The organism is Candidatus Zixiibacteriota bacterium (assembly GCA_017999435.1).
GTDB lineage: Bacteria > Zixibacteria > MSB-5A5 > GN15 > FEB-12 > JAGNLV01.
The window spans coordinates 969,152-991,787 of sequence record JAGNLV010000001.1 but is presented as its reverse complement, the minus strand read 5'-3'; the positions used below and the strand labels follow the sequence as shown (position 1 = coordinate 991,787).

The 22,636-nt window shown below is 66.1% G+C and carries 17 protein-coding genes; 16 read left to right on the top strand and 1 reads right to left on the bottom strand.

All coding sequences use genetic code 11. From position 1 onward, the window contains the following. Positions 1 to 37: 37 nt before the first annotated feature. From KA261_04230 to KA261_04155, 16 genes are all read left to right on the top strand, one after another. Positions 38 to 1,489, top strand: a complete 1,452-nt coding sequence (locus KA261_04230; protein MBP7696996.1) for an ATP-dependent Clp protease ATP-binding subunit — start codon at positions 38 to 40, stop codon at positions 1,487 to 1,489. Continuing rightward, on the top strand, positions 1,489 to 2,592 hold the full coding sequence (locus KA261_04225) for an AAA family ATPase (protein MBP7696995.1): 1,104 nt from the start codon (positions 1,489 to 1,491) through the stop codon (positions 2,590 to 2,592). Before KA261_04230 ends, KA261_04225 begins: the two co-directional genes overlap by 1 nt. Positions 2,593 to 2,619: 27 nt before the next feature. Further along, positions 2,620 to 3,063, top strand: a complete 444-nt coding sequence (locus KA261_04220; GenBank protein MBP7696994.1) for a type VI secretion system contractile sheath small subunit — start codon at positions 2,620 to 2,622, stop codon at positions 3,061 to 3,063. A 17-nt stretch (positions 3,064 to 3,080) separates the two neighbouring features. Next, positions 3,081 to 4,502, top strand: coding sequence for a hypothetical protein (locus KA261_04215; GenBank protein MBP7696993.1), 1,422 nt, complete (start codon positions 3,081 to 3,083; stop codon positions 4,500 to 4,502). A gap of 84 nt (positions 4,503 to 4,586) precedes the next feature. After that, positions 4,587 to 4,997 (top strand): hypothetical protein, encoded by a 411-nt coding sequence (locus KA261_04210; protein ID MBP7696992.1) that lies wholly within the window; start codon positions 4,587 to 4,589, stop codon positions 4,995 to 4,997. Between the two features lie 60 nt (positions 4,998 to 5,057). Beyond that, the gene (locus tag KA261_04205; GenBank protein ID MBP7696991.1) at positions 5,058 to 6,953 is read left to right on the top strand and encodes a hypothetical protein; all 1,896 of its coding nucleotides are present in this window, start codon (positions 5,058 to 5,060) and stop codon (positions 6,951 to 6,953) included. Between the two features lie 7 nt (positions 6,954 to 6,960). After that, positions 6,961 to 7,335 carry a GPW/gp25 family protein gene (locus KA261_04200; protein ID MBP7696990.1) on the top strand — a complete coding sequence of 125 codons (375 nt, stop codon included), beginning with the start codon at positions 6,961 to 6,963 and terminating at the stop codon, positions 7,333 to 7,335. A 26-nt stretch (positions 7,336 to 7,361) separates the two neighbouring features. Beyond that, a complete protein-coding gene (locus tag KA261_04195) occupies positions 7,362 to 9,023 on the top strand; it encodes a type VI secretion system baseplate subunit TssF (protein ID MBP7696989.1) in 1,662 nt (553 codons plus the stop codon). A 20-nt stretch (positions 9,024 to 9,043) separates the two neighbouring features. Further along, the gene (locus KA261_04190) at positions 9,044 to 10,003 is read left to right on the top strand and encodes a type VI secretion system baseplate subunit TssG (protein MBP7696988.1); all 960 of its coding nucleotides are present in this window, start codon (positions 9,044 to 9,046) and stop codon (positions 10,001 to 10,003) included. Positions 10,004 to 10,032: 29 nt separating this feature from the next. Beyond that, positions 10,033 to 11,475 carry a hypothetical protein gene (locus KA261_04185; GenBank protein ID MBP7696987.1) on the top strand — a complete coding sequence of 481 codons (1,443 nt, stop codon included), beginning with the start codon at positions 10,033 to 10,035 and terminating at the stop codon, positions 11,473 to 11,475. Between the two features lie 21 nt (positions 11,476 to 11,496). Beyond that, complete coding sequence (locus KA261_04180; GenBank protein MBP7696986.1) at positions 11,497 to 12,423, top strand: hypothetical protein; 927 nt, start codon at positions 11,497 to 11,499, stop codon at positions 12,421 to 12,423. A 39-nt stretch (positions 12,424 to 12,462) separates the two neighbouring features. Then, positions 12,463 to 14,685 (top strand): hypothetical protein, encoded by a 2,223-nt coding sequence (locus tag KA261_04175; protein ID MBP7696985.1) that lies wholly within the window; start codon positions 12,463 to 12,465, stop codon positions 14,683 to 14,685. Positions 14,686 to 14,731: 46 nt separating this feature from the next. Further along, positions 14,732 to 15,253, top strand: a complete 522-nt coding sequence (locus tag KA261_04170) for a hypothetical protein (protein MBP7696984.1) — start codon at positions 14,732 to 14,734, stop codon at positions 15,251 to 15,253. 123 nt (positions 15,254 to 15,376) lie between these two features. After that, on the top strand, positions 15,377 to 18,874 hold the full coding sequence (locus tag KA261_04165; GenBank protein MBP7696983.1) for a hypothetical protein: 3,498 nt from the start codon (positions 15,377 to 15,379) through the stop codon (positions 18,872 to 18,874). Positions 18,875 to 18,950: 76 nt separating this feature from the next. Then, on the top strand, positions 18,951 to 20,177 hold the full coding sequence (locus KA261_04160; GenBank protein MBP7696982.1) for a hypothetical protein: 1,227 nt from the start codon (positions 18,951 to 18,953) through the stop codon (positions 20,175 to 20,177). Between the two features lie 70 nt (positions 20,178 to 20,247). Continuing rightward, positions 20,248 to 21,183, top strand: a complete 936-nt coding sequence (locus KA261_04155) for a cysteine synthase family protein (GenBank protein ID MBP7696981.1) — start codon at positions 20,248 to 20,250, stop codon at positions 21,181 to 21,183. Positions 21,184 to 21,215: 32 nt separating this feature from the next. Here KA261_04155 and gltA read toward each other — a convergent pair whose 3' ends face one another. Then, positions 21,216 to 22,625 (bottom strand): NADPH-dependent glutamate synthase, encoded by a 1,410-nt coding sequence (gene gltA / locus KA261_04150; GenBank protein MBP7696980.1) that lies wholly within the window; start codon positions 22,623 to 22,625, stop codon positions 21,216 to 21,218. Positions 22,626 to 22,636 lie beyond the last annotated feature (11 nt).

The window sequence follows — 22,636 nt, the reverse complement described above, 5'->3', positions numbered from 1 at the left end:
CAGACCCATAGCCGAGCGACGCGGCGGCAGTCCGCATATGGATATAGCGAAATACTCATCCGATTCCCGCGCCGTAATTAAAGTGGCCCGGGAAGTTGCCGCTGAATTCCGACATCCGGAAATCAGCATCGAGCACCTCCTGGTGGCGGTGGTGCGCCACGAGGGTTCCGAGGTCGAGTCGATCCTCAACCAGCTCAAGAAAAATCCCGCCACGGTCGCCGCCATGGTCGAGAGTTACCTCAAGCAGCAGCCCTCGCGGGCCGCTGCCCGGGACAGCCTCAGCGCCTCGCCGGCGGTGCAGGCGGTTCTCGCGCAGGCTTTCGAGGAAAAGGGAAAGCTCTACGACGCCCTCGTCGAGCCCGAGCATATCCTCCTGGCGATATTCGACCGCGCCTCCGCTCTCCCGCCCTACCTCCGCGAACAACTGGAGTTCACCAAGGAGGATTTGTACCAGGCCATGGCGGAGAGCCGGTCGGTCGAGGCGATCGCTGTCTCCCCGCCCCGGGGCGAGGGATCGGCTGCCCCGGCCGAGGAGCCCAGGACGGTCGCCGCGGTCTCCCGCTACTGCGCCGATCTCACCGGCCGGGCGGCGGCCGGCGAGTACGACCCGATGATCGGGCGGGCCGAGGAACTGCGCCAGGTGATTCAGATTCTGCTCCGCCGCCGCAAAAATTCCCCCGTCCTCGTGGGGGGCGCCGGGGTCGGCAAATCGGCGATCGTCGAGGGCCTGGCCCAGGCGGTCGTGAGCGGAGCGGTCCCCAAGGCCCTCCAGGGCGTCAAAGTTCTCGAAGTGGACATGGGCGGGCTCGTGGCCGGCGCCAAGTACAAAGGCGAATTCGAAGAGCGGTTCAAGGCGCTCATCGGCGAGGTCATCAAGTCGGCCGGCCGCCTCATCCTGTTCATCGACGAAGTCCACACCATCATGGGTGCGGGAAGCGGCGGCGCCGGTATGGACGCCGCCAATCTCCTCAAACCCGCCCTCGCCCGCGGCCAGCTCCGCCTGGTCGGCGCGACCACCGAAGAGGAGTACACCAAACACCTCGAAAAAGACAAGGCGCTCCTGCGCCGGTTCGAGAAGGTCAAGGTCGGGGAACCGCCCTTCGACGAGGCGGTGGCGATCGTCAACGGCGTGGCCGCAAAGTACGAGGAACACCACCGCGTGACTTTCAGCCCCGAGGCGCGCGTGGCCGCCGTCAAGTACGCCAAACGCTACCTCAGCGAGAAAAACCTCCCCGACATCGCCCTCGACATCATCGATGAAGCGGCCAGCGAATTCGGCGTCAAGAAAGAAATGGCCGAGCGCCTCCTGCCGGGGCTGGAAGCCGCTATGAAAGACATTGAGCCGCTCCTGGCGGCCGCCGACGGGGCCGGCCTGAGCGACGAGGACCAGCAAAAACTGCGCGCCCTCTACGAGACGTTCGCCGGGCAACTGGACGCCCTCGGCGGGTACTGGGGGCACCGCCTGGAGGTGCCGGAGGTGAGCGGCTGATGGCCAGACCCGAACTGACCCTGAAAGATATCCGCGAGGCCTTCGCCCGCCAGCAGCAACGCTGCCGCGATCTGGCCGAGGTGGTGCGGAACCTCCAGCCGGTCATCCACGAATCCGACATCGGCGCGGTCGTGGCCCGGCGGACCGGGATTCCCCTGTCGAAGATGATGACGGCCGAGAAGGACCGGCTCATTAATATGGAGGCGCACCTGGCCTCCAAAATCGTCGGACAGGAGAAGGCCATCACGAGCGTGGCCAACGCGATCCGCAAGGCGCGGGCCGGACTGAAACTGGCCAACCGCCCGGTCGGATCGTTCCTCTTCCTCGGCCCCACCGGCACCGGGAAGACCTACCTGCCCAAACTGCTCGCCGAATTCCTGTTCGACGACAAGAACGCCATGGTCCGGCTCGACATGTCCGAGTTCATGGAAAAACACTCGGTCGCCAAAATGATCGGCGCGCCCCCCGGCTATGTCGGGTATGAGGAAGGCGGCGTGCTGACCGAGGCGGTGCGGCGCAAACCCTTCTCGATCGTGCTCTTCGACGAGGTCGAAAAGGCCCACCCCGACGTCTTTAACATCCTCCTGCAGCTTCTTGACGACGGGCGGCTGACCGACGGGCAGAACCGGACGGTGGATTTCTCCAACTGCATCGTCGTCCTCACCTCCAACTACGCCGCCGACCTGATACTCGACGCCGACCGCGAAGGGCGGGAGGTCGACATGGACCAGGTCCGCGAATTCCTCTTCACCAAGTTCCGTCCGGAGTTTCTCAACCGCCTCAATGACATCATCATCTATCATACGTTCACCCCGGCCCAGGTGGAGACCATTGCGGGACTGGAATTTGCCCAGCTCGCCCGCATGCTCGCCGAACAGAACATCGCCGTCTCCCTGAGCCCCGAGGCGCGGGCCAAGCTCGCGCGCGACGGCTACACTTTCGAGCTGGGCGCCCGGCCGATCCAGCGCGTCATCGAGCGCGACATCACTAACCGCCTCTCGGTCGAGATCATCACCGGCACCCTCGCGCCCGGCGACGCCGTCGTCATCGCCGTACAGGACGATCAGTACGTGTTCACCCGAACCGGGGAATCCCGCGGATAACAATACTCAGATTCGGAGGATATCGGAATGGCCAACAACTTTTGGCTCGGAGCCCGCGAACGAAAGGTGAAGGACGACTCGATCCCGGTCGAGCTGCTTCCCTCGAACAAGACGCTCTATGTGGCCAAACTCAACAACGACGAGGCGGCCGGCGTCGAGCCGGTGGAGTGCAACAATCTCAAGCAGGTGTTCGAAAAGTTCCAGCCCTCCTTCTCCGCTGAGGTCGAGACCCTCGACGGCCAGTCGGCGCCGGCCGAGTTCAAAATCCGCGCCATGAAGGACTTCCAGTCCAAAGAACTCATCGAACAGAACGAGTACCTGCAGAAAGTCTACTTCAGCAAGGAAATCCTCAGCGATCTGGACAAACAGCTCAAGAAGAACACCGCCCTCAAGAAAACGCTGGAGGATCCCCAGACCCGGGAAGCCCTGCTGAAAGCGGCCAAATATTACGTGGAATTGTTGAGCGAATGAGAGCGAGGTAGAAGGTAATGGGCGAAGAAGAAAAACGGGCGGCCTCCTCCGGTCCGCAGGCCGACGCGAAACCCGCCAAAGCGAAAGAGCTGCTCTCCGACGAGGAGTTCGCAGGCATCCTGGGCGACGCTTTCGGCGACTTCAAGAAGTTCGCCGGGCTTTTGCCGTCGTTCAAGACGGCCGACGGCGACCTGGTCCGCGGCGTCGAGTGGCTCGACCCCAAAAAAGAATTCCAACGCAAAGAGTTCCTCACCAAGCCGGACCACGCCCGGCAGCGCCGGCTGCTCGCCGAGCGGCTCAAACTGTGGATCGAAATGCTCGCCGAGGGCGGCAGCATCGACGACCTCCGCAAGAAACTCAACGAGAAAGCCGCCCAGCTCGAGAGCAATCTCGAGAAGAACATGAAGAAGGTCCACAAGGCGGCCCGCGACCTGGAAACCGGCTACCGGGCCATCGATAAGTTCTTCGCCAACGCCCAGGCCGAACCGGACGCCAAGGTCAACGCCTGGTTCGCCAACGTGAGCGCCGAGGAACTCATGGACCCCGACGACAAGGAGAAGTTCGAACAGCTGAGCAAGGCCATCGCGGCCGAGTTCCGCGAGTGGGGCATCAAACGCTGCTACTCGATGTGCGTGGTTCCCGGCTACCTCGGCAGCGTCCAGAACATCGACACCCTTGCCCGCCAGATCGGCCTGCCCAACCGCGTGCACGTCGTCACCGACCTGCCCGATCTCGAGTCGGTCGAGGACATCATGGAGATGCTCGAAGATCCGAGCATGGACGGCCTCATGAGCAGCGACGAGTGCAAGCAGTACGTCTCGCTCTTCGCCAACTACCTCCTCGCCCGCAGCGCCAACCAGTACGAGGACGGCGACATGTGGGTGCCCCCCTCAGCCGCCGTGGCCGGCAAGATGTACCTCGGCGATGAAACCGTGGGCATGCAGCAGCCCGCCGCCGGCTACAAGTACGGCAAGATCAACGAGGCCAAGTACCTGCGCTTCCGCGCCAACCAGCCCGACGCCTCGAAGGTCAACGAGAAGGGCGTCAACCCCCTGGTCAGTTTCGAGGGCCAGGCGGTCGCCATGGGATCGTCCACCCTCTCCAACAAGGAGACCTTCAACGTCTACTCCATCCGGCGCACCTACGACTACGTGTACAAGACGCTCCGCAACTACCTGAACAAACAAACCTTCAACGTCATCGACCAGAAATTCATCGACACCCTGCGCAAGGACATCGACAAGTTCATGCGCGCCATCTCCGGCGGCGACAACATCCTCCAGGACTACACCGTGCAGGTCTACGCCGACGAGGAAATGCGTAAACGCCAGGAGGTGGACATCAAGGTCGCGCTGAACCCGAAGTACCCGGCGCGAACCTTCAACATCGAATTCACCGCCTGGAACGAGGATAATCAGACGGCGGTGAAGGACAAGTAGGCCGCCCGGTCGTCAGGAGCAAAAACTGTCGCGAATACGGAACGGTGACTTTCCAACGCAAACACTGGAAAAGGAAGGATTGCCATGGCACATCGCCCGAAACTCGAAATCGACGGGGTGGAGTACCCCCACGTGTACTCCGTGTCGTACCATGTGTACACGGCGAAGGATGAAACCGGGCGGCCCACCGACCGCGCCCACGCCGGCCTGATCAAGATCAAAGTCGAGTCGGCGGAAGACGGCAACGTGGACATCGCCCGCTGGGCGATGGACACCTCCAAGCCCAACTGGAAATCGGGAACGGTCGTCTTCTTCAACAAGGACGGGGCCGTGATGAAGGAACTGAGCTGGACCGACGGTTTCATCACGGATTTCCGGGAAACCATCCCGGACGTCAAGAACAATCCGGACGAGCAGATCTACCAGGAATTCGAGATCTCGTCGAACGCGATCATGATCGGCGACGCGGAGCTGCAGAATTACTGGGATAAGTAAGCGGCGCGCCGCGGCCGGGCGGCCGTGTGCCGCCCGGCCGGGCCGGCCGACAGGTCACTCATGACACCCGAATTTGACGCCGAATTCCGGGCCCGCCGCGCCGACGTCGGGGCCGACGCCCTCGCCCGCCGCGCCGAAAACGTGCCCCTCGACTACGGCACCCCTGTCGCCGCCCTCCTCCGGGTGGCCGGCAAAGAGATTAAGGCCGACATCCACTCCGTCCGCCTCAATCAGCACGTCTTCGGCCACCACGTCATGCAGGTACTCGTCCGGCGCGTCGGACTGGCCGAGGGGGGATCCGGAGAATTCGAGCAGATCTCCGAATCCGCAGGCTTCCTCGGCAAACCGGTCACCCTCGAACTGCGCCCCGAAGGCGGCGTCGTCGCCGGCGACCGCCGGCTCGAATTCATCGGCCTGATCACCGAGGTCCGTTTCGACCACACGATCGACGGCATCAACAGCGTGCTCATCACCGCCCACAGCCCCACGATCTCGATGGACCTGGTGCCGCGCACCCGCGTGTCGCCGCCCGGCGGCGCCTGCGGGACCATCATCGGCGGCATCCTCGGCGAACACCCCATCACCCAGGGCCGCGTCCAGAGCTCCCCGGTGGCCAGCGCCCCCGCCGGACTCAACCTCGAGGTCGACTCCGGCGTCCAGTACTTTGAAACCGACTACCGCTACCTCCGCCGCCTGGCCTCGGAACACCAGATGTTCGCCTACTACGACGGCCGGGCGTTCCACGTCGAGAAAGCCGCCGCCAACAACGAGCAGGTGCTCAAGTGGCGCGAGGAACTCGGCTCCTTCGCCGTCGGCATCGGCACCGGCCCCCTGGCGTTCCGGGGACAGGTGTGGGACCCCCGCCGGAAAGAAATGGTGACCGGGAGCGCCGACCGGTCCTCGATCCGCGCCGCCCTGTCGCCGCTGTCGCGCACGGCGCTCGACGGTTCTGAGCGCGTCTTCACCACCGCCGGCGTGTCGCTCCGCGTGAAGCACCCCGACCAGTCGAAGGTGGACGGGGCGCTGGCGCGCGAGGTCGAGGCCTCCGCCGGGCAGATGATGCTCTGCCGCGGGACCTCAATCGTCCCCGCCGTCACCGTGGGAAGCTGCGTGCGCGTGCGGGGCATGGACGAACTCGACGGCCAGTACTGGGTCACCGCGGTGCGGCACGAAGTCTCCGACAGCGGCAAGTACTACAACGAATTCGAGTGCACGCCCCTCGAACTGGCGCTCCCGCCCCTGCACACCGAACGCCACCGCCGCGGGTACTTCCAGACCGGCGTCGTCACCGACAACAACGACCCCGACGGGCTCGGCCGCGTCCGCGTCCGCCTCTCCTGGCAGGCCGAGGACCAGGCCTCCGAGTTCCTCCGCCTGCTCACCTTTGACGGCGGCCAGGGCCGCGGCTGGTTCGGACTGCCGGAGGTCGGCGACGAGGTCCTCGTGGCCTACGAGCGGGGCAATCCCGACGCCCCGGTCGTCCTCGGGTGTCTGTACAACGGGCAGGATACGCCGCCGAAAGCGACCGCCGATTGTCTCGATGGCGGCCAGGTGGCGACCAAAATTTTCCGCACCCGCCGCGGCAACGAGCTGGTGTTCGACGACCGCGACGGCACGGAGACGATCACCATCAACCAGCGCGACAACACCAACAAAATCGTCCTGGCCATGGATGGCCCCAAGATCGTGATCGAGACGACCGGGGATCTGCTCATGAAGGCGGCGGCCATCGCGGTCGAGTCGACCTCCGGTGACATCTCGATCAAATCGGCGGCGGCGCTCAAGGGCGAAGCGGCCGCCGACATCGACCTCAGCGCCCAGGCCAATTTCAAGAGCGAAGGCGCGATGAACTACGAGGCCAAGGGGGGCGTGGAATTCAAAGCCTCGGCGACCCAGGCGACCGTCGAGGGGAGCGCAATGACCACCGTCAAAGGCGGGATCGTCAAGATCAACTAGGTATCGCATGGAATTGCTCTCACTGCCCCTCCTGCCCGACGCCGGCCACTTCCCGAGAACCGCTCTCGACCGCAGCATCGTGTATTCCATCGGGCTGATCCTGACCTCCCGCCTCGGCATGATGCCTTTTCTGCCCGACTACGGGTGCGACCTGTGGGAGCGCGAGTTCACCGACCTGCCGACGGCGAACAAGGCGAACATCCGCGCCAGCCTCCGCAACTCCATCGACACCCACGAACGGCGCCTCTACAACGTCTCGGTGTCGTTCTCGGAGGCGCAAACGAGCTCCGGCCACGCCCTCGGCCTGCTGGTCCGGGTGACCGGCAACTACCGGGACGGGGCGGAGGAAAAAAAACTGCAGGCCGACTTTCACGTCGGGTGAGGCGGCTGCGAAATGGGTGATCCGGCATGACCGACCATCGCGGACGTTCCCAGGCGCAGATTTTCGCCGAACTCTACCGCCACCTGCGGCACTTCGACCCCACTATGCCGGAGTCGGCCGAACGGCTCGATCCCATCCTGCGCATCCTCCTCCAGGCCAACGCCTTCCAGCTCGCCCAGATCCACCAACGCCTCGACCAGACCTGGAACGAAGCCACCGCCTCGCTCATCAAATCCATCTGCCCCGAGAGCGGCCACTGGCCGGTCCCCGCCCATACCATCATGCGCTGTACGCCGGTCGATGATGCGGTCGAAGTCGATACCTACACCCGCTTCTACTACAAAGAGGAGCGCGAGGGCGGCCAGACGTTCTACTTCAGCCCGCTCACCGCGACCCGGGTGCTGGCCGCCGCCGTGGCCCACATCTACCTGGCCACCGACCGCACCGCCATCGAGGCGGTCCCGGCCGGGTCTGCGGCCGGTGCGCCCCGCCGGACGCGGACGCCCGCCGACGCCGCCGACCTCCGCGCCATCTACATCGCCCTCTCTCACCAAGGGCTGCGCTCGGCGCTCGACGGAGCCGTAGCCTTTCTCAGCGGCCCCCCCGAAATCCAGGGACAGCTCATGTGGGGCGAGTGGACTCCCGGCCGTCTCGACGGTTCGTTCTCCGGGGACGCCCGCATGTGCCCGGGCGTCGACGCCCGCTGGCCGGGCGCGGCCGACAGCGAGAGCGGCGACTGGGGCGGACTGCGCCGGTCGGAAGATATCTTCGTCAAACACCGCAACGCGTTCGTGAAAATACCCGCGGCCTTCGCCTCGGCCTGGGAACCGGGACCGATTGACCGCCGTCTCCGGGCGCTCTGCGCCGCCGGCGGCGTCGCCGTCCCGGGCGACCACGAGCGCTTCTACTGGATCAGGATCGACCTCCCCCCGCGCGGCTCCCGGGCGGCCTTCGCCGAACCTTTCGACCTCTGTTTCGACGCCGTCCTGGCCGTCAACACCCACGAGCAGGCGCTCTTCAAACACACGGGCGGCAACCGGCTGGTCGAGATCGAGATTCCCGACGACCTCGGCTCGGTCCTGGAGGTCAGCGCCGTCACTGATTCCGCCGGAAAAACCTACCGGGCCTCGTATGAAATCGGCGTCTCGCTCGACCGCAACGTCTACTCGCTCGAGGCGCGCGGCGACCGGCTGGTGCTCTGGTTCGATTTCTCAGAGTCGCTCGATCCGCCGCCCGACTCCATCACCGTCGCCTACACGGTGACCGCCGGCACGGCCGCCAACGGGATCGGAAAAGGCAAGATCACCAACCTCTACGAGAGCCACCCCGGCCTGTCGCGGGTGGCCAATATCACGCCCGTCTCCGGCGCCATTCCCTCCAAGACCGAGGCGCAGATTCTCGCCGAGGTCTCCGCCCGCCTGCGCCAGCGCGACCGGGCCATGACTTTCCGCGACCTCGAAACCTGGGCCCTCACCTTCGACCCCCGCATCAAGCGGGCCGAGGGCCGCAACAGCGTCGAGCGCCTCAACGGCGGCATCTGCCGGTGCGTTGTCGTGCGTATCGTCATCGACGCGGAAGATTTCCACAGCGAGGCCGAAGTTGACCTGCTGCGCAGCCGCCTGGTCAGCTTCCTGAAAGCCCGCGCCGCCGTCAACACCATCGTCATCGTCGAGGTCGTGCCGCAATGACCGCCGCCGGACCGCCCCTCATGCCCGATCTGTGCGACCGGCGCCAGAAACTCCACTACGTCACGGCGATCATCATCCTCCACAAACTCGGCGTCGACCCCGGCGCCGTCCACCTGCGGGCGGTGGGACCGTTCCTGAACTACCGCGGCGAGGTGCACTCGCAGGAGCCCGCTCCCGGAACGCCCCTGCACCCCGACACCGAGATCAGCCTCGACGTCGGGTACTCCAGCGTGGTCGACTATCTCCCTTACCAGTTTTTCCACGGCCTGGAGGGTGTCAGCCGCCTGAGCGGCGTGCACTGGGAAGACCGCGCCCGCGCCCTCATGGCGCCCTTCGACGGTTCCGTCATCCGCTGGACCGCCGAGGCTCGCCACGAGGTGATCCGGTTTTCCGGCGGCGCCACCGACCGCCGCCACGTTCTCCGCGTGCTCGACCTCTTCGGTTTCAGCCTGGAAACGGCCGCCATGACCACCTCCGAGGCCCTCTTCTGGCTGACCGTCATGCCCACTTTCAACAACTGGTCGGGAAACCCCGCGCGGGTCGCGCGCATCCTCCAGGCGGTGTTCGGCCTCCCGTTCTCCATCGCTGAGAACGTCCCCCTCCCGCAGGAGATCCCCCAGGACATTCAGACCCGCCTGGGACAGCAGTTCAGCCGGCTGGGAAACGAGCTGGTTCTCGGCCGGGAGTATACGGACCGCGACAACGGGTGCGAGGTGGTCGTGCACGAGGTCCCCGCCGACCGCGCCGCGGACTGGATCGAGGGAGGCGCCTGCCGGCAGCGCCTGGCGAACATCCTCGAGTTTAGCATGCCCGGACACATGGACTGCCGCATCAGGATCGAGGTGCGGGAAGAACCCGCCCCGCTGGGGGAAGGCCCCGCCGGCGCCTACCTCGGGGCCTCGCTGCGGCTCCACCGCGAGCCGGGGGCGGCCGCCGTACGTCCGGTCAATGAAGTTGACTCCACGGGGAGCAGGTTGTAGATTCGGATGAAGGAATCGGGGAAGAATGGATGAGTAATTTCCGCTTGTACTCGGTCAACTGGCAGGACGGCATGCTCGTCGCCCGCAAACACCTCCTCGACGAGGAGCGCTACGTCGAGGATCTGGCCCGCTGGTACGCCTATCCGGTGGGGGAGCGCTACGGGCTGGCGCGCAAGTCGTCTGACGGGCGGCCGGCGCTCGGCCTGACCGTGCTCGTGCACGGCGCCCGGGTGCGCGTCGAACTCAGCCGCTGCCAGGCCATCACCTCCGACGGGACGGTCATCGAGATCAACGAATCCGGCCCCGAGGTGCTCTTTGCTGAGGCGCCCTTGCAGGGGGACCGGATCGACGTGTTCCTCGCGGTCAATCGCGAGGCCAAGCGGCCGGTCGGGGCGCCCGATGCCCGTGAGCTGGTCCCGCGCGCGCCCTTCGCCGCCCGCGACTACGCCCTCCACCTCGGCGAACCGCCCGCGCTGCCGGAATCTGATTTCCTCCAGATCGCCCGGCTCAAGATCGCCGGCGGCGACGTCGTCCAGGCGCCCGACTACTATCCCGCGTGCCTGTCGATGTACGCGACCGACGGCGCCTACGAGAAACACAAGGAGTACTGCAACCGCCTGGAGAGCCTCATGGCGGTCATCTCGCGCGCCCACCTGGTGGCCGCGACCGCCCCCCCGGCCGGCGGCCGCAACGAGCTCCCGGCGGGGATCGAGGCGCTCTGCGATCGCGTCGGCGCGCAACTGGCGGCCACCTTCGACCTCCTCGCCCTCGGACCCGCCGCGCCCCACCCTCACGAGGTCGTGGTCTTCTTCAAGCGCCTCTTCCGCACTGTCGCCACCGCGCTCGCCTACCGCCCGGCGGTCAAGGACTACCTCAACGACCGGCTCTTCTCCCGCACCCTCGGCTCGAGCATGGGCGCCTTCGTCTCCCAGATCGACAGCTTCCTCCTCACCGAATACAACCACCGCGGTCTCTCGGAGCATTTTCACGCCATCGACGCCGTCCTCCGCCTGCTCCAGGAGACCTTCTCCTTCCTCGCCCAGAGCGACCGGATCGCCCCCGAACCGTCGATCACCGAGACCGTCGAGTACCAGGGACGCACGTATGCGATGGCGGCGACTTCGGGCCTGCGCTGCGAGGAGCGCGACGGTCTGTGCTACCTGCTGGTCTCCCTGCCGGCGGCCATCTCCCTCTCCGACCTCGTCGTGCTGATGGCCAAGGAGCTGTTCGACGTGAGCCAGTGGAACGCCATGCAGGTGCGCCTGGGAATGAATGACGCGCTCGGCCTCGGCCAGACCGACCCCGTGAAAGTCGACACGGTCACCTACGGCAGTAAGGTCGTGCTCCGGGCGCAGGACATGGTGCGCAACGCCGCCGTCAAACAGGTCAACCTGATCTTCAGGGGAAAAGGCGACGTCCGGAAATTCCGGGAACTGAAACCGTCCGAACTCCTGATCTACACGGCCGATTAACGCCCGAACCGGGGCTGTGCTATGGAAATAAAGCAGTACATCGACGACCTCTTCCGCTACCTCGCCACCTACGAGACGAGTTATACGTCGTTTCAGACGGAGGCGTTCCTGCAGACGTACAACGGGATTCGGGCGGTCTTCACCGCCCTGCGGCAGCAGCGCAACCAGGCCGTGGAGACCGACTACACCTTCCTCGATTTCATCCAGAGCTCGCCGCCGGCGGGATCCGACTTGCGCACGGTGACCGTGCAGCTGCTCATTACGTTTTTCGAGTCGGAGGCCGATGTCGACGGCCGGTCGAATCAAGCTTACACCTATGTGCGCGGGCTGCGGGCGATCAAGCAGGATGCGCCCTACCTGGAAGATCATTTGCTGCCGATCCTGTTCCGTCCGACCGCCCTCCGGACTAATTTCGCGCTCAACCGGTTTCTGCTTGAGGAGATGGCGCGGTTCCTCAATTCCTACGGCCCGCCGCTCGACATCGGCCGAGGCGTCGAGAGCTTCAGCGCCCTGCGGGACGACCGCAAGATTCTCGAGTTGTGTCGGCGGCGCCTCCGCTTGGGCGCGAACCTGGTGGAGGATCGCGCCAGCCTGGAGTTCAGCCTCCGGAACGCCGGCGCCTTCGACCAGCTCAAAAAGCAGGGACCGCTCTACGAGCAGTACCTCAAGGAGTGGGGACTGCTGCGCGAGCGCGAGCGCTTCTGGTCCCGCGTCGGCCGGTCGCTCGCCGCCACGGGGCGCAAAGCCAAGGGGCTCTTCCAGAGCTCCCGGTATTCGAGCCTGATGTTCACCCAGCGGCGACCGGCGGTCGCGCTCCAGATCGGCCTGGTGCTCGTGTGGATCGCCTGCGCCATCCTCGCCCCGGTCCTCTGGGGCAAGTACTCGGATTCCCGGTACCGGGATCTCGATCGCCGGGTGAACGAACTAAGGCAGCAGGTAACACCCTGAGAACGGGACCGCCGCGGTCCCGATCAAGGAAAGGCTTTCGTGGATTTCGCAAAAGTGCTCAGTCTGGGAAAGAAGGCGGGCAAGGGCTCGAAGAAAAAGGGCGGCGCGGGCCGCACCGATACCGGCTTCTCCTGGCCCGCGGGCGTCCGCATCGGCGTCTACGGGCACTGGAACTCGGGGAAGACCGTCTATTTCACGGTCCTCAACGAGGACTGCAAGTTCGCCCGCGACCTCCAGATCGCGGTGACCGACAACGCCACCGCTGCGGCTTTCCTGGCCCACCGCGAAGCGATCTGGGGCGTGGCCGCGGCTGCCGGCGAAGGTACCCGGATCGACACCCGCCGCGACCGCAAATTCCCCGACTCCACCAAGACCGACCGCGTCCTCCAGTTCACCGCCATCCTCGGCGGCGGCGACCGCATTCCCATCGTGAGCTACGATTACCCCGGCGACGCCGTCGCCATCGGCACCTCCAGCGAGTTCGCCCCCAAAGTGCGCAACTTCACAGCCGGGTGCGACGGCCTCCTGTTCTTCTTCGACCCGAAAGCGCTCCCCTCCGAATCGGACTGGCAGTCCCACGCGGCCTCGTTCGTCAACATGCTCCGCGAGCTGGGACCGCTGGACCGCAACCTGTCCATTCCCATCGGGTTGGTGGTGACCAAGGCGGACAGTCTCCCCGGTTTTCGCGGGGAGGCGCAGGTGAGCCTCGTGCCGCACGGGCAGGAGCGCACCATCTGCCGCGAGTACGAGGAATTCCTGGTGGAGGCGCTGGCCTTCCCCGAAGTGGCGGGCAACCAGGAATGGGCCGGGTCAGTCCGCGAAATCCTCGTCAAAACCAAGGAGTTCATCCGGGTCGTCCTCGGCCGGACGCTCGACTTCCAGATCTTCTTCGTCTCGAGCACCGGCTCTCAGCCCGAGAAGATCGGGGCCGAGAAGGGGCGGAGCCTCTACAGGCCGCCGGAGAAAATGAGCCCGGTGGGACTGCGCGAGCCGATCCGGTGGCTCCTGCAGGCGGTTGTGCGCAACCGGCGGCTGGCCCGCCTGCGCACCGTCAAACGCTATGTCCGCAACGCCGCCCTGCTGTGGATTCTCGTCTGCAGCCTCGCCTTCGGCTGGCACCTCTGGTGGCAGCTCGGGCGGACGACCGGCCTGGAGGACAGCATCCGCCACGGCCGGACGGCCGCCGCCACCAGCACCGAAGAGCGCAACAAGATCGGCACCGAATACAACGGGTATGCAGGACGGTGGCTGGTGGCCAAGGTTTTCAGCAAGTTCCAGGCGCCCGCCCGAGAAATGGCCAAGCTCTATCGCAGCCTGAAGACCGAAAGCGAAACCTCCGAGTTCGACGAGGTAATCCAGCGGCTTGCCGGCGTCATCAAGAACGAGACCGCCTGGCCCGCGTACGATGTCGTGGCCTCCCGGTTGCAGCCGTCCCCCGCCTATGTCGAGCTGCGCGAGGAGGTCGCCCGGTATGCGGCGGACTCCGCCGCGCCCGTCGGCCGCCGGGCCGCCCGCGTGATGAACGCTTGGAGCAAGTTTGACTCATGCCAGGTCGACAGGTCGGATTCACAGCGCTGGAGTAATCTCCAGGCCACCGTGAACAGCTATCAGGCCAACTACAAGCCGGAAATGAACCCGGCCGAAATCCAGTTGTACTCGGCTTTCACCGCGGCCGCCGCGGCCCATGCGGAAAAAGTGGAAGTTCAGGCCCAGGTGGAGCAGGCCGGCGATCAGTTCGCCGACATCATCAAACGCATCAACGGCGACCCCACCCCGGCCTTCCGCCTTGACGCCGGTGCCCAGGAGCTCCGTGACTACCTCGTGCAGCTCCAGATGGATCCGCAGAAATACGGCAAGGAAATCAAGGCCGTAACGGACTATCTCAGCGAGGTCAAGAAGTGGGAGTCGCGCCAGACTTTCAACTATCGCGTCGACATCGTGCCCGATGGCACCCACCTGCACATGCAGGTAGTGGGCGACGGTGAGGAACCGAACTGGTCGGACGCCAACAACCAACTCTTCGCCGATGAGGCGGGCAACGTTATGTGGAAAGTGGGGGATGTTGTCTATGTTGTTCTTCACAAGGCGCACGTCGGCCAGGACGAGTCGTGGGGAAGGAGCTTTGATAGCCGGGTGATTCTCCGCGACCCCTACGCGCTGTTCGAACTCGAAAAGGAAATCAAGTTCGGGCAGTTCGGCTCCGCCAAAATCTCGTTCGTCCCCAAGAGCCTGTCCGAGAGACTGCCCGTGTTGAAGAAGTGAGCGAATGTGGGATATCGGAACGATAGTTGCCGGAGGAGGATCTGATATGTGTCAACGGACTTGTCGCCAGTGGATCGGCGCCGCCGCCGCGGCGTTCGCTGTAGTGCTTCTCGCGGTCCCGAGTTATGCCGGGAAGGTCGAGCTGCCCAAGGGCAGCAAACTGGTCGTTGCGTTTGAGGGAAACGTGTCGTCCAGCGTGTTTGCGGTCGGCGACAGCCTCCCCATCGTTCTTCAGGAGGACGTTACGGTCGGCGGCCTCGTCCTCGTGGAGAAGGGCGCGCGGGGCACGGCGGTGGTCGCGAAGGCCGAAAAATCCGGCCGGGCGGGCAAACCCGGCATGATCGCGGTGATATTCGTCGACCTGAAACCCAAGGGGCAGTACCCGCTCCTCGATGTGCCCGCCATCGCATTGGAGGGTGGCACCAACGAGCTTAAGGGGAAGGGGAAGAAGGTCCTTTCGTACCTGTTCATTTTCGGCCTGTTCATCAAGGGCGGCGAGGGCAAGGTGCCGGCGGGCAGTACGTTTGAGGCCACCGTCGCCGAAAGCGTCAAGTTCGAAGTGCAGTAGCGCGCTTGCAGCCCCCGCCGGGGCCGCGCCGCCGCGACGGCCGCGGGATCGGCCGCGCGACTCGGGGCCGCAGTTTCCGGCCCGCCATCCGGGGCGAAAGCGGGCGCCCCACAGGTCTGGCTCATGACTCTTATCGAAGAAGAGAGAATCTTCCGCGATCTCCTGCGCGGCTGCGACGGCTTTACCGGATCCATCTTCCGGTTCATCCTGCGCCTCATCCACGTGCACGTGCTCGAAGTGGAGGACGTGCTGTTCCATCTCAACAGCGCGGTCATGATGCCGGCGCGGCCCGCCGGCCTAACGTCCGCCGACGGGACCGAGGACGACGTCTCCGATTCCGATGACGCGCGCGTTCAGCAGCAGCAGGACGCAGTCTCGGGCCTCGACGTCATCGGCGTCGCCCTCCGCCAGTTCGAGTTCGACCCGGCCAAGCGTCTCCTCATCGCCGGGCACACCGACACCTCCGGGGAGCCGGCCATGAATTTCGCGCTCTCCGATCTCCGCGCCCGGAATGTGTTCGCGCTGCTGACTGGCAATCGCGCCGAGTGGGCGCGGATCTCGGCCGACCGGCACCGGATTGAGGACTACCAGCAGATCCTCACCTGGATCAGCGGGGAGCCGCGCTGGGGATGGCCCTGCGACCCGCAGGGAATCGACAACACCTGGGGCACCCACACCCGCGACGCCACCGAGCAGTTCGTCCAGCGCTACAACGCCGCCTTCGCATCGTCCCCGGCCGATCTCCCGGCCGACGGATCTCCGCCCCCGCCCGACTACCGGGCGCCGCTTCCGGCGAACATGCACCGGCAGATCGACGGGGCCGCCGGCCACCGCTGGCCGGAGCCGGGCTGGGCCGCCTTCTTCGACCTGTACCAGGACCACCTGGCCCACCGTCTGGGCCTCTCTGTCCCCGACCTCGTCAGCCTGCAGACCAACCGGCCCCGCTTTATTTCCGAGGATGTGAAATTTGTCGGCTGCGGCGAGTCCTTCCCCGTCGACGATGCCGAGCGCAGCAACTACCGCTCCCAGCTCAACCGCCGCGTGGAACTGCTCTTTTTCGACGCCCACGAGGTGCCGAACCTGGACGCGCCGACCATGGCCTGCCCGGCCGACCGGACACGCGTGCACGAGCGGGCCGAGTGCCCGCTGTACAACGGTTGCCACTACCTCCCGGTCTACATCAGCCCCGAGGACCTCACCGCGGTTGCCTACCACCTCCAGTTCATGTACTGGGACCGCATCAGCGGCAGCCGGGAGTGCGTCCCGGAGGGACTGGAGATCCAGGCGTTCGAGGACGGCGACGCGCCGGTAGCCGCGCGCGTGCAGTACTCCGGCGGGACCTACACCGTGAAAGTGCCGCACAACCCCGCGCGCACGAAGCTGTACTTCCAGTTTGCCGCCCCCGGCAAGTGGATCTTCACGGCCGATGCGTCGTCCGCCTCCCCGCGGCTGGTCGATCTCACCCCGGAGCAGTACGCCGCGCTGCCGGCCCACGAGCGCGCCCATTACTATGACCTGCCGGCGGTCTGGTCCTCGCGCAACTACTGGACGCGCGGCGCCGGCGCCGCCTACACCGGCGGCAAGCGGTTCGAGGAGGTCATGGCCGCCGACCGCCAACTCAAACCCTACGGCGCCAACACCACCACCTTCGAGCAGCCGCTCGTCTTTTCTCTGGACGATATTGTGCTGCTCGATAGCGTCGGCGGCAGCCAGGATATCAAGGACGCCAACCACCGGGGCGCCGAGCGCAATCTCGCCGCCAAGTCGCGGGTCAAGCTCCTGGTGGTCGACCCGGCCACGGGATTCCTCAAGCTGTACCAGCCGGGCGCCGACCTGAACTCCGCCCGGATCCCGTTCGCCCGGAATCTCATCACCGAGCCCGCCGAAGACGTCAAAATCGTTTTCTTCCGCGACGGGTTCTATCCCGTGGGCCGCCGGCGCACCGAGCCCTCGCCGAACTGGCCGGCCAACGGATTCGTGGTCGGCGCGCGCGCCGCCGTGCGCAACGACAGCGACTACCACTGCACCTGGGCGCTTCAGGAAACCCGCACCGAATTCGCCTCCACCGGCGATTTCGACCTGCACTACTTCCACGCACTTCATGTGGACGACGAGCACCCGATCTCGTTCACCATCTCGTATGCGTCGATGAGCTTCATGGCCGATACCCGCGCCCCGGCTCAGTTCGGACCGATCCCCACCGAGGCCGAGGTCGACAACTTCCGCAACCAGGGATGCTATCGGGCCATGGATGTGTGGAACCGGAAACAGCTCTTCATGGAGGAAATCGCGCCTTCCGCGCGCACGGTCATTATCCGGCATTTCTATTTCTTCGACGAGCGGGAGCATTTCAAGCCGACAGCGCCGGCGGGCGGGTGGGTGAACTGCAATTTCGACAACCAACCGTCGGATAACGCCGCCGACAACTTCGAGACCCTCTTCGCCCAGCAGGCGCTGCGCGACGCCGAGCGCGATGCCCTGGGCGGCAAGGCGAAATTCCTCGCCCTCGTCTGCCGCAACGAAAACGGCGACTGGGGCCCGGCCTACCAATGGGCCATTCGCGACTCCGCCAACCGCCCCTACTCGCTGCTCAAACTGAACAAGTCCTGCTACCAGGATACGCCCACCATCCTGAACGGCATCAGCGTCACCGAGCACGGCGACACCTGGGTGCCGAATACGATGGCGCACGAACTGGGCCACGGCACGGGCCAGCCCGATGAGTACATCCGCCGCCAGTTCACGCCGCATTCGGGCGCGAACGCCGGCGCCAACGCCAATTTCATTCAGCACTACATCCCCTACTCCATGCCGTTCAACAACGGCTCGCTCATGTACTGGAACTGCGCCCCCCGGTTGCGGTACCTCTGGTACCCGATGCGCAAGATCAACGTGGAGAGCCGCCGGGTGGGATCGCCGCTGCGCGCCCTGCTTCCGGACAAGACCTTCGTGGCCCGCCTCGACCGCCCCTCCTTCGTTTTCACCTTCCACCGCAAAGTCACCGGCGGCAACCCCTCCGTCCCGGCCGTCAAAGAGGACCCGATCGCAAGCGAGAAGCAATACGAGCTCACCTCGAGCCCCGTGCGCAAGCTCAGCCTTGAGCTGTACGACGTCGGCCGGGACGAGTCGTCCCGCGACACCTTCCACGCCGCCCAGGGCGGCCGCGTCTACCACGCCGTGCTGGTCGTGCGCGTGCTCATGAAAATCGAGTGGACCGGATCGTGGACCGACAACCGCAAGCGCGACCGCATCGTCGAAATCGAAGATGCCTTCAAGGCCTGGGGCGGACACTACCGGCTGGAGGGCGGCACCGGCGACATCCGCGACATCTACATCCACTTCCTGCCCGGCTTCTATGCCTCCAGCGACGGCGACACCGAGTCCGACAAGCATTACGACGTCGAGCTGACGCGGGGGGCCGAGACCGCCATCAGCACCGGCTTCTGGGACAGTTCCGATCTCGAGGTAAGCCGCGTCATCACCGGCGCCCAGCTCGTCGATTACTTTTTCAACCGCGCCTCCGGCCAGACCGGCGAGCAGGCGCTCCACTTCCTCGCGGATTGGGCCGATGGCCGCCTTCCGGGAACGTTCACGCTGCACAGTTGGGGCGGCCCGCCGTAAGGGGGACCGGCCGCAAAGGCGAAACCAATGATACCGCGTCGTCAACATCCAGCCGCCTTCGAAAGGAATGGGAACTATGGTCAAATGGCCGACCCTCATCGGCGCCTTCCTCGCGCTGGTCGTGTGCGCGCAACCGGCTCATCAGGAGAACACCGTGACCGATAACCTCATCCTCAATCCCCGCGAGTGGGGCGACCGCCAGAGCACCGGCTATCTGCCGGTGTCCGGACGGCTCGGACAGGAGACCGTGTGGCAGAAGGCGGCCGATGCGGCCGGCGACTCCGTGCTCCCGCACCATCTCTGCCTCATCGGCGACCGCATCGCCGTGTGGTACGGCCGCCGCCTCGACCTGCGCAGCGCGGCCACCGGCGAACCCCTCTGGTCGCAGGAGACGCTCGAAAACTGCTCGTTCGAAGCGCAGAGAGACGGCCTTGTTGCCTTCGATGAACACGGTGCCTTCCGGCTGCTCCGCTATGACGGCACTTACGGCGAGCGCGTCCGGGCGCCGCTGTACAACGGCGCCGGACGCGTCTTTGTCGCTGATGCCTCCGCCGACGCCGTCTTCCTCTGCGCCCAGATGCACCCCGGACCGACGAGTACGGCGGGGGAGAAGGTCGTCGGCCCGGAGATCATCCTCGCCGCCCTCAACCGGGGCGCCAACGAGCTGGCCTGGTCGGTGATCCGGGACGGTTTTCTCATCGCGGCCCTGATCAGTCCGGACGGCCGCCAGGCTTGCCTCGCGACCCGGGACCGGCTGCTCCTCGCCGCCCTCCCGGCGGCGGCCGCCTACGATCCGGCCGCCGAACTCGAGGTTGCGGTGATCGAGATCCCGTTCGACAGCGTGATCGCCTGCGCCTATTCGCACGCCGGCGAGATCCTGGCGGTGGCCGAAAAATCCGACAACCCCGAGGGCCGACGCGAGCGTGCCCTCTTTGTCCTGTCGTCCGCCGGCGAGGAGCGCCGCCGCCTCCCGCTGGCCGGGGCGGGAAGTCTCGCGCAGCCGCCGGCGAGTTTTCCCGACGGCGACGTCTGCCTCTCGCTCGGCCGCGAAATCTGGCGCCTCCGCGGCGGCGAGAAGCTCTGGGTGCAGAAAATCCCTGCCGAGCCGGGACAGATCCTCATCACGCTGCTGAAAGACGGCTCCCTCCTCGCCGCCGCCGGAAAACTGCTGCTGCAACTGTCCCCGGAGGGCGAGGAAATCAGCCGCCGGATTGTCGACGGGCCGATCACCTGCCGGCCTGTCATGGATCCGCAGGGCCGCGTCTATGTCGCCGGCCCCGGCGGCGTCTACTGCCTCCGCTAGGATCTCATCTGCCGGGGCCGTCTGCGCGCATCGGGCCGCGCGAACCCGCCGCCTGCGCGAAAGCGAAGCCATGGTGAATTCATACGGGAATGTTCTTCAGGCGATCGGCGACACGTCGATGGTGCAGCTCCGCAGAGTCGCGCCGCCGGGCGCCGCCGCCATTGTCGCCAAGCTCGAGTGGGAAAACCCTACCGGGAGCATGAAAGACCGCGCCGCTCTGGCCATGATCGCCCGGGCCGAGGCCGACGGCCGGCTGAAATCCGGCGACACGGTTGTCGAGTACACCGGCGGAAGCACCGGCATCTCGCTGGCCCTCGTCTGTCTCGCCCGGGGGTACCGCCTGCGCATCGTCTCCTCCGATGCTTTCAGCCGGGACAAGCTCAGGCACATGGCGGCCCTGGGCGCGGAGCTGACCCTGGTCCCCAGCGAGGGCGGCCTGACCACCAAGAAGCTCATTCTCGATATGATCGAGGCCGCCCGCGAGCTCAGCCGGCAACCCCGCACCTACTGGACCAACCAGCTCAGCAACGCCGACAGCATCGAGGGCTACCGGTCCCTCGGCGAGGAGATCTGGACCCAGACCGGCGGCCGGGTCGATGCCTTCGTGCACTGCGTCGGCACGGCCGCGTCGCTGCGCGGTGTCGCCGCCGTCCTGAAAGAGCGCCGACCCGCCATCCGCGTGGCGGCCGTCGAGCCGGCGGAATCCGCCGTCCTCTCCGGGGGCCGCCCGGGACCGCACAAGATCGAGGGCGTGGGGATCGGCTACACCCCGCCCCTGTGGGATCCCGGCCTGGTCGATGAGATTGTCGCGGTGGGCACCGCCGAGGCCAAGGCGATGGCGCGGCGGCTCGCGCGCGAGGAGGGGATCTTTGCGGGAACTTCGTCGGGGGCGAACGTCCTCGCGGCCATCGCGGTCGCCCGGCGGCTCGGCCCCCGGGCCACGGTCGTCACCCTGATGGCGGACACGGGGCTGAAATACGTGAGCACCGACGTATTCGAGGGATAGGGGAGGGTCCGCCGCCGGCTACAGCGCCGCGCTTAGCGCGGCGCCATCAAAAACTCGTGCATGGAGCGGGCGGCCTTGCGACCGGCTCCCATCGCGAGAATCACCGTCGCCGCACCCGTCACCACGTCGCCGCCCGCCCACACCCGCGCCAGTGAGGTGCGCCCGGTCGCGTCATCGGCCACGATGTTCCCCTTCTTGCCGATCTCCAGCCCCGCCGTCGTCGTCGGTATCAGCGGGTTCGGGCTGTTTCCGATCGCGCACACGACCGCGTCGACGGCCACCCGGAAATTCGAATCCTTGACCGGCACCGGCGAGCGGCGCCCGGAGGCGTCCGGCTCGCCAAGTTCCATGCGGATGCACTCGATCTCCCGCACCCAGCCGTCGCTGTCGCCGATGTACTTCACCGGCAGCGTCAGCAAATCCAGAATCACCCCCTCCTCCTCCGCGTTCTCGACCTCCTCGAGCCGCGCCGGCAACTCCTGGCGGGAGCGGCGGTAGATGATGCGCGTCTCCGCGCCCAGGCGGAGGGCGGTGCGGGCGCAGTCCATGGCGACGTTGCCGCCGCCGATCACCGCCACCCGCGTGTGCCCCTTGATCGGCGTCGGGGAGTCGGGGAAGAGGTACCCCTTCATCAGATTCATCCGCGTGAGGTACTCGTTGGCGGAGTAGACGCCGTTGAGGTTCTCGCCGGGTATCTGCATAAACCAGGGGAGTCCGGCGCCCGCCCCGATGAAGATCGCGTCGAATTCCTCAAGCAGGCGGGCGAGCGGCCGCGTCTTGCCCACGACGAAATCGGTGATGATCTCCACGCCCAGCATGCGCAGGTAGTTCACCTCGCGCGCGACGATCGCTTTGGGCAGCCGGAACTCGGGGATCCCGTACATCAGGACCCCCCCCATCTTGTGGAGCGCCTCGAAGATCGTGACCCGGTGGCCCAGCTTGATCAGGTCGCCCGCGACTGTCAGGCCCGCCGGCCCTCCGCCGACAACCGCGATCGTGCGCCCGGTCGGCGCGGGGATCGACGGGAGCTCGGGATCCCCCTGGGCCGCCTCCCAGTCGGCGAGGAACCGCTCGAGCCGCCCGATCGCCACCGCGCAGCCCTTCTTCTCCAGCAGGCAGGTCTTCTCGCACTGCTCTTCCTGCGGGCAGACGCGGCCGCACACGGCCGGGAGACAGTTCTTCTCCTTGAGGACCCGCGTGCCGCCGGCGAAATCGCCGTCGGCAATGTGCTGGATGAACCCCGGGATGTCGATCTCGACCGGGCAGTTGCTCACGCACTTCGGCTTCTTGCACTGCAGGCAGCGCTTCGCCTCGGCCACGGCCGTCGCGATCGGGTAGCCCAGCGCCACCTCGTGAAAGTTGCGCCGGCGCACCTCGGCCGCCTGCTTGGGCATCTCCCGCCGGTGCGGGTCGATCTTCTTTCGCTGCGGTTCTTCTGTCATGGCGCCTCGTC

Bases quoted from the DNA above. Each gene is read 5' to 3' on its own strand.
- KA261_04230 (MBP7696996.1), top strand. From the start codon at position 38: ATGGATATAGCGAAATACTCATCCGATTCCCGCGCCGTAATTAAAGTG.
- KA261_04225 (MBP7696995.1), top strand. From the start codon at position 1,489: ATGGCCAGACCCGAACTGACCCTGAAAGATATCCGCGAGGCCTTCGCC.
- KA261_04220 (MBP7696994.1), top strand. From the start codon at position 2,620: ATGGCCAACAACTTTTGGCTCGGAGCCCGCGAACGAAAGGTGAAGGAC.
- KA261_04215 (MBP7696993.1), top strand. From the start codon at position 3,081: ATGGGCGAAGAAGAAAAACGGGCGGCCTCCTCCGGTCCGCAGGCCGAC.
- KA261_04210 (MBP7696992.1), top strand. From the start codon at position 4,587: ATGGCACATCGCCCGAAACTCGAAATCGACGGGGTGGAGTACCCCCAC.
- KA261_04205 (MBP7696991.1), top strand. From the start codon at position 5,058: ATGACACCCGAATTTGACGCCGAATTCCGGGCCCGCCGCGCCGACGTC.
- KA261_04200 (MBP7696990.1), top strand. From the start codon at position 6,961: ATGGAATTGCTCTCACTGCCCCTCCTGCCCGACGCCGGCCACTTCCCG.
- KA261_04195 (MBP7696989.1), top strand. From the start codon at position 7,362: ATGACCGACCATCGCGGACGTTCCCAGGCGCAGATTTTCGCCGAACTC.
- KA261_04190 (MBP7696988.1), top strand. From the start codon at position 9,044: ATGCCCGATCTGTGCGACCGGCGCCAGAAACTCCACTACGTCACGGCG.
- KA261_04185 (MBP7696987.1), top strand. From the start codon at position 10,033: ATGAGTAATTTCCGCTTGTACTCGGTCAACTGGCAGGACGGCATGCTC.
- KA261_04180 (MBP7696986.1), top strand. From the start codon at position 11,497: ATGGAAATAAAGCAGTACATCGACGACCTCTTCCGCTACCTCGCCACC.
- KA261_04170 (MBP7696984.1), top strand. From the start codon at position 14,732: ATGTGTCAACGGACTTGTCGCCAGTGGATCGGCGCCGCCGCCGCGGCG.
- KA261_04165 (MBP7696983.1), top strand. From the start codon at position 15,377: ATGACTCTTATCGAAGAAGAGAGAATCTTCCGCGATCTCCTGCGCGGC.
- KA261_04160 (MBP7696982.1), top strand. From the start codon at position 18,951: ATGGTCAAATGGCCGACCCTCATCGGCGCCTTCCTCGCGCTGGTCGTG.
- KA261_04155 (MBP7696981.1), top strand. From the start codon at position 20,248: ATGGTGAATTCATACGGGAATGTTCTTCAGGCGATCGGCGACACGTCG.
- gltA (MBP7696980.1), bottom strand. From the start codon at position 22,625: ATGACAGAAGAACCGCAGCGAAAGAAGATCGACCCGCACCGGCGGGAG.